Source organism: Actinomyces oris (assembly GCF_001937445.1).
Classification (GTDB): Bacteria; Actinomycetota; Actinomycetes; order Actinomycetales; family Actinomycetaceae; genus Actinomyces; species Actinomyces acetigenes.
The window spans coordinates 34,029-46,766 of the sequence record NZ_MSKS01000001.1; the positions used below are offsets into that span (position 1 = coordinate 34,029).

7 protein-coding genes are annotated in these 12,738 nt (G+C 65.9%); 4 read left to right on the plus strand and 3 right to left on the minus strand.

The features are described 5' to 3' along the window. Positions 1-69: 69 nt before the first annotated feature. Positions 70-3,897, minus strand: coding sequence for a multifunctional oxoglutarate decarboxylase/oxoglutarate dehydrogenase thiamine pyrophosphate-binding subunit/dihydrolipoyllysine-residue succinyltransferase subunit (locus BKH20_RS00145; protein ID WP_075389433.1), 3,828 nt, complete (start codon positions 3,895-3,897; stop codon positions 70-72). A 206-nt stretch (positions 3,898-4,103) separates the two neighbouring features. Further along, positions 4,104-4,229: a hypothetical protein gene (locus BKH20_RS14405; RefSeq protein WP_256692942.1), complete on the minus strand. Its 126-nt coding sequence runs from the start codon at positions 4,227-4,229 to the stop codon at positions 4,104-4,106. A gap of 633 nt (positions 4,230-4,862) precedes the next feature. On the opposite strand from BKH20_RS14405, the gene BKH20_RS14415 reads away from it, so the two are divergent. Further along, the gene (locus BKH20_RS14415) at positions 4,863-5,036 is read left to right on the plus strand and encodes a hypothetical protein (protein WP_256692943.1); all 174 of its coding nucleotides are present in this window, start codon (positions 4,863-4,865) and stop codon (positions 5,034-5,036) included. 297 nt (positions 5,037-5,333) lie between these two features. Here BKH20_RS14415 and BKH20_RS13865 read toward each other — a convergent pair whose 3' ends face one another. Further along, positions 5,334-7,409, minus strand: coding sequence for a tetratricopeptide repeat protein (locus tag BKH20_RS13865; RefSeq protein WP_143224908.1), 2,076 nt, complete (start codon positions 7,407-7,409; stop codon positions 5,334-5,336). Positions 7,410-7,666: 257 nt separating this feature from the next. Here BKH20_RS13865 and BKH20_RS00160 point away from each other — a divergent pair, with 257 nt between their 5' ends. From BKH20_RS00160 to BKH20_RS14890, 3 genes are all read left to right on the plus strand, one after another. Further along, a complete protein-coding gene (locus tag BKH20_RS00160; protein WP_075389434.1) occupies positions 7,667-9,010 on the plus strand; it encodes a hemolysin family protein in 1,344 nt (447 codons plus the stop codon). Beyond that, positions 9,007-10,086: a hemolysin family protein gene (locus BKH20_RS00165; RefSeq protein ID WP_075389435.1), complete on the plus strand. Its 1,080-nt coding sequence runs from the start codon at positions 9,007-9,009 to the stop codon at positions 10,084-10,086. The genes BKH20_RS00160 and BKH20_RS00165 overlap by 4 nt, the downstream gene beginning before the upstream one ends. A 342-nt stretch (positions 10,087-10,428) precedes the next feature. Next, positions 10,429-12,732, plus strand: coding sequence for a M23 family metallopeptidase (locus BKH20_RS14890; protein ID WP_276565249.1), 2,304 nt, complete (start codon positions 10,429-10,431; stop codon positions 12,730-12,732). Positions 12,733-12,738 lie beyond the last annotated feature (6 nt).

The following is a 12,738-nucleotide window of genomic DNA, read 5'->3' on the forward strand; positions in this document are numbered from 1 at the left end:
GTAACGGTGGAGGCTGACGGCATTTCGGAGGCTTTGGCCTGCAATGAGTCGGAAACGATCAGCCCGTTCTCAGTGGCGGGCGAAGGCCTGACGGAGGATCTCCTCCTGCTGGGCGCGGTGGACGCCGGCGGTGCCCACCGCCGGGGCGGCGGCCTCGGGCCGGGAGACCAGCGTCGGTAGGACACCACCGGTCAGGTCGGTCGGCAGGTGGAGCGCCAGGTAGGGCCACATGCCCTGGTTGGCGGGCTCGTCCTGCACCCACACGAGCTCGGCCCCACTGAAGGGGGCCAGCGCCTCGGCGATGTCCGAGCTCTCCAGCGGGTAGAGCTGCTCGAGGCGGACGATGGCCGTGCTCGTGTCCCCGGTCTTGGTCCGGTGGGCCAGCAGGTCGTAGTAGACGCGCCCCGAGCACAGCAGCACCCGGTCCACGCCCTGCTTGCGCGCTGCGGCCAGGACGGCGTCGTCGGTCTCCCCGATGACCGGCTGGAAGGTGCCGGAGGTGAAGTCCTCCACCGGCGAGCAGGCGGCCTTCAGACGCAGCAGCTGCTTGGGGGTGAAGACGATGAGTGGGCGGCGCGGGCGGGTGTAGGTGTGTTCGCGCAGCAGGTGGAAGTAGCTGGCGGGCGTGGAGGGCTGGGCCACCAGCATGTTGTCCTGGGCGCACATCTGCAGGTAGCGCTCGATGCGGGCCGAGGAATGGTCGGGTCCCTGCCCCTCCTGGCCGTGGGGGAGCAGCATGACCAGGCCGGAGCGCTGCCCCCACTTCTGGGCGGCGGAGGTGACGTACTCGTCGATGACGGACTGGGCGCCGTTGGCGAAGTCGCCGAACTGGGCCTCCCACATGGTCAGTCCTTCGGGGCGCTCCACGGAGTAGCCGTACTCGAAGGCCAGGGCGGCGTACTCGCTGAGTAGGGAGTCGTAGATCTCCAGGGGCGTCTGGTCCGGGGTCAGGAAGCTCAGGGGCGTCCACTCCTGCCCGGAGGCGTGGTCGTGCAGGACGGCGTGGCGCTGGGCGAAGGTGGCGCGGCGGGCGTCCTCGCCGGCCAGGCGGATCGGCACGCCCTCCATGAGCAGGCTCCCCAGGGCGATGAGCTCTCCGAGCCCCCAGTCGATGCCGCCCTCGCGCGTGGCCTCGCGGCGCTTGGAGAGCATGGCCTGGAGCTTGGGGTGGACGGTGAAGGACTCGGGCCAGGCGACCTGGGCGTCGCCGATGCGCTCGACGACGTCGCGCGGCACGGCCGAGGTCCAGCCCAGCATCATGCCGGTGCCCGCCCGCTGGGAGTAGGGGATCTCCAAGGAAGACAGGGGCACACCCACCTTCGTGGGGTCCGACAGGTCCTGCGTGGAGGTGTCGGCGGCCTCCCCGGCGCCGTCGGAGCCCGTGCCCCCGGTGACCTGGACGCGGGCCTCGGCGAAGACCCGCTCCAGCTCGTCCTGGTAGCTCTTGGCGATCTCGCCGGCCTCCTGCGGGGTGATGTCGCCGCGTCCCACGAGGGCGGCGGTGTAGACCCCGCGAGTGGAGTCCAGTGAGTCGATGAGCCGGTACATGAGCGGCTGGGTCATCGAGGGGTCGTCTCCCTCGTTGTGCCCGCGGCGCCGGTAGCAGATGAGGTCGATGATGACGTCCTTGTGGAAGGTGCGTCGGTACTCGTAGGCGTGGCGGGCGGTACGGGCCACGGTCTCGGGGTCGTCGGCGTTGACGTGGAAGATCGGCACCTGCAGGCCCTTGGCCAGGTCGGTGGCGTAGATGGTGGAGCGGGCCGAGGCCGAGCCGGTGGTGAAGCCGATCTGGTTGTTGACGACGATGTGGACGGTGCCGCCGGTGCGGTAGGCGGGCAGCTGGCTCATGTTGAGGGTCTCGTAGACCACGCCCTGGCCGGCGAAGGCGGCGTCGCCGTGGACGAGGACCGGCATGACCGTGTAGCCCTTCTCGCCCAGGCCGATGCGGTCCTGCTTGGCGCGCACGATGCCCTCGACGACGCCGTCGACTGTCTCCAGGTGGGAGGGGTTGGCGGCCAGGGAGACGCGGGTGGACACGCCGTCGGTCCCGGAGAAGACGCCCACGGTGCCCAGGTGGTACTTGACGTCCCCGGTGCCGGCGCCCTCGATGACGCCGTTGCCCTCAAACTCGTCGAAGACCTGGCCGTAGGACTTGCCGGCGATGTTGGTGAGCACGTTGAGGCGGCCGCGGTGGGCCATGCCGATGACGACCTCGTCGAGGCCGTCGTGGGCGGCGGCGTCGAGCAGGCGGTCCAGGGCCACGATGAGGGACTCCCCGCCCTCGAGGCTGAAGCGCTTCTGGCCCACGTACTTGGTCTGCAGGAAGGTCTCGAAGGCCTCGGCCTGCTCCAGCTTGGTGAGGATCCGACGGCGCTCCTCGTCACCGATGTCCTCCCAGTCGCGCTCGAGGCGCTCCTGCCACCAGGCGCGCTGGGCCGGGTCCTGGATGTGCATGTACTCCACGCCCACGGTGCGGCAGTAGGCGTCGCGCAGCATCTTGAGGATCTCGCGCAGAGTGGCCCGATCGCGCCCGCCCAGCCCCCGGGTGGGGAAGGAGCGGTCCAGGTCCCACAGGCTCAGCCCGTAGGAGGTGATGTCCAGGTCGGGGTGGCGGCGCAGGCGGTAGGTGAGCGGGTCGTTGTCGGCGGCCAGGTGGCCGCGCTGACGGTAGGCGTGGATGAGCTCGGCCACGCGCGCCGGCTTGCCGGTCTCCAGCTCGGGGTCGTAGGTGGTGTCACGCATCCACGCGACCGGCTCGAGGGGGATGCGCAGGGACTCGAAGGCCCGGTTCCAGAAGCCGTCCAGTCCCAGGAGCTTGCGCTCCACCAGGCGCAGGAACTCGCCGGAGGCGGCGCCCTGGATGACGCGGTGGTCGTAGGTGGAGGTCAGGGTGACGACCTTGCCGATGCCGTGGCGGGCCAGGGTGTCGGGGCTGGCGCCGGCGAAGGCGGCCGGGTAGTCCATGGCGCCGACCCCCACGATGAGCCCCTGGCCGGGCATGAGGCGCGGCACCGAGTGCAGGGTGCCGATCATGCCGGGGTTGGTCAGGGTCACGGTGGTGCCGCGGAAGTCGTCAAGGTCCAGCTTGTTCTCGCGGGCCTTGGCCACGAGGGCCTCGTAGGCCTCCACGAACTGGGACAGGTTCATAAGGTCGGCCTGCTTGATGGAGGGCACCAGCAGGCGGCGCTGCCCGTCGGAGCCGGGCACGTCGATGGCCAGGCCGAAGGCCACGTGGGCGGGCTCGTGCAGGACCGGCTTGCCGGCCTCGTCAACCCCGTAGGAGACGTTCATCGAGGGCATCTCGGAAAGGGCCTCGACCACCGCCCAGCCGATGAGGTGGGTGAAGGAGACCTTGCCGCCGCGGGTGCGGGCCAAGTGGGTGTTGATGACGGCCCGGTTCTCGATGAGGACCTTGGCGGGCACGGCCCGGGCGGAGGTGGCCGTGGGCATGGACAGGGAGTCGTCCATGTTCTTGGCGGTGCGGGCCGCCGCACCCTTGAGCCTGGTGGCGCGGTCCTCACAGGCGTCACCGTCCTGGTCGTGAGCGGGGTGGGCGGCCTGGCGCTGGGCGTAGGGGGAGGTCGGGGGCTCAGTGTCCGACGGCGGGGCCGGCGGCAGGTCGGAGCGGGTGACGTCCTGGACGGCGGAGGAACGGCGCAGAGTGGAGGCCGCCCGGGGTGTGATGGTGGCCCGGCGCGGCCCACCCGCGGCTGACGACGCAGAGCCCTTGGAGGGGGCGGGGCTCGGCTGGTGCAGGCCGGCACTCGGATCGGTCTCGAAGAGCTCGCGCCACTGGGGACTCACGGAGGAGGGATCCGCTGACCAGGCGGCCCGCATCTCCTCCACCATCCACTCGTTGGCACCGAAACCTGGGCTGATCTGGTCCTGCGTGGGCACGTCGGGGTCTCCTCGGGGCTTGTCAGTCTCCCGTTCCGACACTGGGAGCCTCAGCGGGACCCCGGGGGAGGAACGGCGGCGTTCATCGGACATCCTAGAAGGTGAAGGGCGTCTCATGCGAGCAAATACGGGACCAAAGACACATGCGTGTCCCGGCCGTGGCGCGCTCGCGGCCCTGGCCCGGCGGCCGGCACGATGGCGGCGACCTACAGGTCGCGCCACTCCTCGAAGGCATCGAGCCGGGACATGTCGCCGTCTGCAAGCGTCTGAGCCACCGCCTCGAGTAGTTCCAGCCGAGGATCCTCCTTGCGCCTGAGCCTCTCCAGGTTCATCTCGAATGACCAATCACCTGTCGTCACACCGTTTGCAAGAAGGCTCTTGAAGACTCCTCCGGACTCTTTGCGGTGCTCGGGTGAATGGGCGAGCAGGTTGAAATAGCATTCGGTCAGTAAAGGGAACTAATTCATAGGGGTATTTGGGGTGTTTTGTTGGAAATAGTGTGTCGCTGAGCAAGGCGACGGCCCGTTCCTGAGAGAATCTTTGGTGTTCAACCAACTCAATCAGAAAACGAGCCGTCGTCATAAATGGAAGCACGAGAATCTCTCGGTGTGAGGTTGTGGACCTGTGCGAGGCCATTCACGCTTCTGGTCCCCTGCCGGTGTTCGGGGTGAGGGTGTTGAGGTTGTTGCTGTGCGTGCGCCCGACCCTGACCTACCTGAGGCACAACCTGCCCCAGGAGCTGCTCGCCGAGGCCTACTGCGTCTGGCAGGTCACCGCCTCCCGCGTGACTGGTGCCTACACTCCTCTGATCGCCCGGGCTCTTCAAAAGCACGTGCCTACGGTGGAGGATCTGGGCCCCACGGCCCAGCTGATTGTGGACGGCACCCTACTTCAGTGCTGGTCCTGGGCTGATCATCCTGAGCTTGACTTAAGGCAAGCACAAGACCACAGGTCTGAACGTCCAGGTGGCCTGCACCCTCTCAGGCCGACTGGCCTGGGTGTCCGACCCCCAGGACGGGTGCACGCACGACGCTCAGGCCCTGCGCCGCTGCGGCCTGCTCGACGTCCCCGCCACGACCTACCCGACGGGACACCACCACGCCATATCGGCGACAAGGGATACATCGGACTGGGAATGATCACCCCGAAAAGAAAACCCCGAACCTGCCCTCCATCCCGATGACAGGACCTACAACAGAACCGTCAACTGGGCCGCCACAAGATCGAGAGAGTCATCGCCAACATCAAGACCCGGAGGGTCCTGCACACCGGTTACAGAAGACCGCTAGATACCTTCCCGGAAACCATCACCGCCATCCTCAGAGTTATATTCACATACACCCCATGAATAGGCCTCCTAGTGTGTCTGTAGGTGCATGATTGGCTCTGACGCTTATTAGGGTGTAGTCGAAATTATGTGATCGAGGGTTACTAAACTAATTGTGTTTAGATTTTAAATTCTGTAGGAAAGTGCTGTACTCGTGAGTCACGTGCGTGCTGTTCGGATCGATTTTGATTGCTTGTTTATAAAGTTGATCTGCGTAAACGTAGTCATTCTTTGTATTATATAAGAATGACGCATAGTTGCAGATTGTCTGGATGTCTGTTGGATTTATATCGAGTGCGAGCCTATAAATTTTATCGGCACTGTCGGCGTCGTTAAGCATTGAGTCGAGGAATGCTGCATAATTTCCTAGTATGTCTGCATTATTTGGATGTAATGACAGGATGTAATCGTAAATGTCTTTGGTGTGATGCGTGTCGTAGAGATAAGTGTTGTAGAGATAGCCGTGTAAACTGTTGAAGATGTCAGCGAGTTGAGGGGTGACGTCACGGTGCCTTCTCCTGGATCGACTGCTGGTTGTCCATAGTTTATGCCCCTTACTCAACCACTTTATCCGCAGAGTTTTGAGAAATGCCTGAATAGGGGCGAGTGGTAGACGATTCTGCTTATTCCTTGAATGGATGGTGTATTCTGCATTTTGCATCGCATTCAGTTCAATTGATCTGATTTCATATGCTGAAAATTCTTCCAAATTAGAACAATAGTTTGTGATTTCCTCCGAGAAGATGTCAATTTGGGTGTCCGGAAGATCTGTTGAAAGTTGAGGCGAAGATAGGGTCAAATTGCTTTGTGCGATCGAGATGTCGTGGAAATAACTTGCCTTGCGTTGAATATTGTCTAAGAACTTTACGTAGTTTCCAAGGAGTTTTATGTTGTCTGGGTTGTTTAGGATTGCTCGAGTGTACATCTTTTCGATCTGTGTGTTTAAGCCGCCTTTTCTGAACATTGCGATAGCCGCCATGAGGGTTTGTGGAGCATTGAGCTCTAATGTCGATATTGCGTATAGGCAATCAGGAGAGACTGGACGTCCTGCATCGCTCTCAGCAATGAAGTCGAGAACCTCCCATTTGTCGTTGGTTGCTCGATTAATGAAAGGAACTACGGAATTGATCGGGGTTGTGGCTTTTCTCCACGCTTCGCCCCAATCCAAGTGGGACGTATCGTTGTAATACACCGCTTCAGCTAGTGTTGTTAATTGTGTCCTGGATGCAGGTCCCAGGCCTACTCGCTTCCAGTCGGTGGCTACCTTTATTAGGGCGCTACACTGTGAGTGCGAAGTATGCTCTTCTGTCAATGCATTTCTCACGTCCTGTGCGCAACTAAGTGATGGGCCAAGTCCGATTTCTTTGACTTCGCTCGCAATTCTTGAATAACTTGTTGTTCCTATCCTGTGGAATTCATTTTGGCTGAGCAGGGTTGAAAGGTGTAGAATCTGAAATCTATTCACGACATCCCAGCCGGTTAGTTGTTCGAATTCTTTGTGGTGGCGCTCCGTATAAGCTGAGCGCGCCATGGTTCCTACTATGATGCAATTGTTGTTGATCCATCGGTTCAGTGTGCCTAGTGTGAGTGACTGATTGCTTAGAAAGCGATCAATGTCGTCGAGTATGATTACGGTTTCCGATGTGGGTTCAAGGTTGTTGTTTAAAAGTACTTCAATATCGTCTTCGTTTCGCGGAAACCAGATAGGCTTGCTGGGCCATTCGGCGCGAACCGTCTCAACCACAAGACGAGTCTTGCCGGCCATGGACGGCCCCACGATGAGGGCGGGTGTGCCGTTGTGGAGATGCTCGACCAGCTGATCCTCAATGTCTCGGTGAATGAATTCGGCGATATTGTGATCTGAGCGATGGACTCGTAGGGCCTCTAAAGGCTCTCCAGTTATGTTGGTTGCGGCCCCTGTTGATTCGGCGATCTGTTGCCTGTGGGAGCGTGCGGAGACCCAGTCTCGGAACTGGGGTGTTGCTGCCGCTGCGGCTCCGACAGCTGCGCCGATAACCCCTCCTCCTGTTGTCCACGCTGTGTTGTGTGTTGCGAAGTACGGGATGGCGGCGCCAGCGGCGATGCCTCCAGCTGGCGCAAGGAGCCACCAGCCGGACTGGCTCGGATCAGTTGAGTGGACTGCCTTCTGTGGCTTCCGTGACGACATCGCAACCTCCGTGCTCACTCGGTCTGTGACGTAGGCTACCTGAGTCGTGAGAAATCAGTGCTGTCGGTGATGATCGCGTGAGAGTTTGGTGCCGGGATCTCGGTGGCGGTACCACCGCGGTGGTACCGTTCGGTCACTATGCGATCGGCTTTCCGCCGGGCCTCAAGGCGCCGCCCCCGCACGCACCGCGCCTCCTCGCCCGCCTCTGACCACCCCCACCCCGACTCGTCCGCCTCCGGCGCCCACGCCGCACTCCACGTGGGGGAGGGGTCCGCATGACCGACTGGCTCATGATCGCCGTCGGCGTGGTCCTCACCGTGGGCACTGCCCTATTCGTGGCCGGCGAGTTCTCCCTGGTCGCCCTCGACCCCTCCACCGTCGAGACCCGCGCCGCCACCGGGGACAAGCGCGCCACGGTGGTCCGGCGCGCCCTGGGGCGCCTGTCCACCCTCCTGTCCGGCGCTCAGGTCGGCATCACCCTGACCACCGTGCTCCTGGGCTACACCATGCAGGCGGCCCTCGCGAACCTGCTCACCGGTCTCATGAGCCACTGGCTGGCCGCCTCCGTGGCCACCGGCGCCGCAGTGGTCATCGCCCTCATCGTCGTCAACGCCTTCTCCATGGTCATCGGCGAGCTCATCCCCAAGAACGTCACCCTGGCCGACCCCATGCGCGCCGCAGGCCTCGTGATCCCCTTCGTCATGGGCTTCACCACCCTCCTCAAGCCCCTCATCGTCCTGCTCAACGGCGCCGCCAACGCCGTCCTGCACGCCATGGGCATCGAACCCGCCGAAGAGCTCAGCGGCACCCGCAGCGCCGGCGAGCTCGCCTCCCTCGTGCGCCACAGCGCCGAGGAAGGCACCCTCGACGCCTCCACCGCCACCCTGCTCACCCGCTCCATCGGACTGGGGGCACTCACCGCCGTGGACGTCATGACCGACCGCGGCCGCCTCCACACCCTCGAGGCCGATGACTCCGCCGAGGACGTCGTGCACCTGGCCCGCGCCACCGGCCACTCCCGCTTCCCCGTCATCGGCCGCGACGTCGACGACGTCATGGGCATCGTCCACCTGCGCCGCGCCATCGGCGTCCCCTACGAGCGGCGCGCCGACGTCCCCGTCGCCTCCACCTCCCTCATGACGCCCGCGCCCCGCGTCCCCGAGACCATGCCGCTGGCCGACCTGCTCGTCGAGCTGCGTGCCCAGGGCTCCCAGATGGCGATCGTCGTCGACGAGTACGGCGGCACCGCCGGTGTCGTCACCCTCGAGGACGCCGTCGAGGAGGTCGTCGGGGACGTCGCCGACGAGCACGACCGCCGCCGCGCCGGCGCCCACCTCGACCCCTCCGGACACTGGGTCGTCCCCGGGTGGATGCGTCCCGACGAGCTCGCCACCCGCGCCGCCATCCAGGTCCCCGACGACGGCCCCTACGAGACCCTCGGCGGCCTGGTCATGACCGAGCTCGGCCGCATCCCCGCCGTCGGCGACGTCGTCGAGCTGACGCACGCCTCCTTGACCGTCGACGCCATGGACGGGCGCCGCGTCACCCGCCTCCACGTGCGCCCCAAGGACCCCGAGGCCGCGCCCGGAAGCCAAGGACCAGAGGGGGAGCGCCAATGAGCACTCCGCTCGCCCTCCTGCTCACCGTCATCCTCCTGGCCGGCAACGCCTTCTTCGTCGGCGCCGAGTTCGCCGTCACCTCCTCGCGCCGCAGCCAGCTCGAGCCACTGGCCGAGGCCGGCGACGCCCGCGCCGCCACCGCCCTATGGGCTCTGCAGAACATCTCGCGCATGCTGGCCACCGCCCAGCTCGGCGTCACCCTGTGCTCCACCGGCCTGGGCGTCGTCGCCGAGCCGGCCATCGCCCACGCCCTGGAGCCCCTGCTCGCGGCCGTGGGCGTCGGGCACGCCGGCTCCCACGCCGTCGCCGTCGTCATCGCCCTGGTCATCGTCGTGGGCCTGCACGTCGTCGCCGGGGAGATGGTGCCCAAGAACATCTCCATCGCCTCCCCGGAGAAGGCCGTGCGCTGGCTCGCCCCGCCCCTGGTGTGGTGCTCGCGCGTCTTCAGCCCCGTGGTCAACGCTCTCAACGGCTTCGCCAACGGGGCTCTCAAAGTCCTGGGTATCGAGGCCAAGGAGGAGATCGCCGCCGCCTTCAACGCCGAGGAGGTCGCCTCCATCGTCGAGCGCTCCACCGCCGAAGGCGTCTTGGAGGACTCCACCGGCCTGCTCAGCGGCGCCCTGGAGTTCTCCGAGGAGACCGCCGGCAGCGTCATGGTGCCCCTGAGTGAGCTCGTCACCCTGCCCCAGGACTGCACCCCGGAGGACGTGGAGCGGGCCGTGGCCTCCACCGGCTTCTCCCGCTTCCCGCTCGTCGTCGACCAGGCCGCGGTTGACCAGGGGGAGGAACCCGTCATCACCGGCTACCTGCACCTCAAAGACATCCTCTACGCCGACGGCGCCGAGCGCACCGAGCCGGTACCCGCCTGGCGCGCTCGCGCACTCGTTCCCGTCGGCTACGACGACGAGGTCGAGGAGGCGCTGGCGGCCATGCAGCGCTCAGGGGCCCACCTCGGGCACGTGCGCAACGCGCAAGGGCGCTTCATCGGGGTCCTCTTCCTGGAGGACATCCTCGAAGAGCTCGTCGGCGAGGTCAACGACGCCATGCAGCGCGAGGAGCATCAGCGCCGTGACTAAATCGTGATTTAACGGGTGGAGTCGGCGGATACTTACAACATGGGCCGTCTCGGGCGACCATTGTCGAGCGCTGAGCAGACAGCGGTGCATAGGTGCTGATTCGTTCGTATGGCACGGGATTCTCGTGTCGGGCTGGCTGTGTGGATAGAACTTCGGGGTTTGCGTAAGAAGTGCAGGTCACACAAAGGTGTGCTGGTTCTCCTGGCAAGACCCACAGGAGACCGCTACTGTTTTAACCGAGTACAACCCAGGCTGTCGCCCTGGCAGCCACCACGTCGTGACTGCCGGTTTGTCGGCAGCGACGACTTCCCTATGACACTCAGCCATCTGGAGGCTTCCCGCGTGACCCCGCAGCCCATGAGTCGACGCCAGCGTCGCGAGGCGGAACGTGCTGCCGAAGCCGCTCGCCAGGTCGCTGAGGCACAGGTCGCAGCCGCCCCGTCGTCACCGTCGACGACGCACACCACTCACGTCGCCGGGGCCACTCGCCGCTCACGTCGCGACCTCCACGCCGACCACGCCGAGAACGGCGCCGCCTCCAGTCCCCTCACCGCTCCGAACCCATCGGCTCTCCCCGACGTTCCGCTTGCCCCGCAGAAGCAGAACCACCCACAGCGGCCCGTGGCGCCGGCAGCGGCGTCAGACACGCGGACGGGAGCGCGCCCAGGGAGCGATGCGGCGCCGTCGGTCTTCGGAGACCCGGCGCCGTCGCAGCCCGTCGCACCAATGAGCCGGATGGCTCGTCGGCGTCAGAGCGCCATTGAACGGCCCGAGCCCACCTCCCAGCAGCCCTTGCAGACGCCGGCGGCTCAGGCGCACAGCGCCGCATCTGCGGCCCCGTCCGTCTTCACCTCCTCGCCGCGGGTCACCGGTGACACTCGCCCCACCCGGCGCTCCCGCAAGGACCTGCGGACCGCCCAGGTCTTCGAGGACACCCAACAGACGCGGGAGAACCCCGCCGTCGAGAGTGCTGCGCAGCCCCAGGCTCACCGCCCCGAGGACCACTCCGAGAGCCGCTACGACCAGCGCCGCTCTCATCGTGGCCACCAGGCCGCGCCCGCAGCGGCATCATCAACGCCCTCGGCGCTGTCGCCCCTGGTCGCGGCCTCACTGGCCGAGTCCACCTCAAGGCTTGAGCCGGCATCCGCTCACCCCACCAGCGCCACGCCGTGGTGGGCCGCTAGTGACACGGCTTCTGCTTCGCCCAGTGACACGCAGCGTCACGGTCACGGTCATCGGCACGCAGCCGCGCAGACCGCCCCCGCCGAGCCGGGAGCCGGGGTGACCTCCGAACCTGCCTCCCGATCCGCCGGCCGCCGTCGGCAACGCGCCTCAGCAGCAGCCCCCGCCGGCGCCTCGACCGCCTCGGCCAACCCCGTCGTCGCCTCCACGCCCCACCACGCCGCCTCTTTCGGCGTCCCCGGCACGCAGACGGACGGCGCCGCCACCCAGACGCCGCGAGCCGAAGCGCCGGCGCCCGTGGAGCTGGCTCCCCAGGCGTCCTCCGCACCCGAGGCGCCCCATGAGATCCGGTTCTCGCAGCGGATCACGGACTTCCGCGGCGCCGAGACCATCGAGGTCCCCGAGGTCCGCAAGATCATGGCCGCACGCAAGGCCGGGGTGCCGCTCGCGGACGAGGAGACCATCCACGCCATCAAGGCCGCCCGGAGCGCCAGGAAGACCAAGTCCGTGCGGACGGCCGCCCAGACCAAGCGAGGCAAGGCAGCCGACGAGGCCGCCGCCCCGACGTCGTCGGTCAGGGCCAAGGCAGCATCGAAGCCGGACACGCACCGCGACTCCTCAACCGGCCCCGCCCCAGCCCGTCCCGTCCGCCGCCGCACCGGCTCAGGGATCCTGGGGCGCACCGCCGTCCTGTCGGTCCTGGCCATGGCCACAGTGCTCGCCCCCTTGTCCAGCCACCTCGACAACACCCCGCTGGCCTCGGCCGCCATGAAGATGCACCCCAGCGGCTCCACCACGCAGAGCCCGGCCGCCGCTGGGACGAAGGCCTCCTCCGTGGCCAGCGCCGTGCTCGGCAGCGACGACCTGGACGACGACTCCGACACCCAGCTGTCCAACGTGCCCGACGCCGCCACCCGGGCCAGGATCCGCGAGGCCTACCAGAACGCTGCCAAGACCTGCTCCTCAGCCACCGGCGCCTCCGGCGACACCAGTGCCTTCAGCTCCAAGCCGCAGCTGTTCTACCCGATGCTTCCGGGCACCTACGAGATCTCCTCCGAGTACGGTTACCGCACCCACCCCACCCTCGGCTACCGCAAGCTGCACGCCGGTCAGGACATGGCCGCCCCCGTGGGGACCCCCATCTACGCGGTCGCCGCCGGCACCGTCACCACCGCCGGCATGGTCGACGGCACCGGAACCATCACCATCAAGCACGAGATCGACGGCCAGGTCTGGTACACCAGCTACCTGCACATGTACGAGGACGGTATCTACGTCAAGGCCGGTGACACCGTCACGGCCGGCCAGATGATCGCCGGAGTGGGTAACACGGGCCGGTCCTCCGGTTCTCACCTGCACTTCGAGGTGCGCACCAAGGACGACACCGCCGACGAGTCCACCGTGGAGCCGTGGGGCTGGCTCAAGCAGCACAACGCCGTCGAGCTCACCACCAACTGCAGCTGAGGGAGA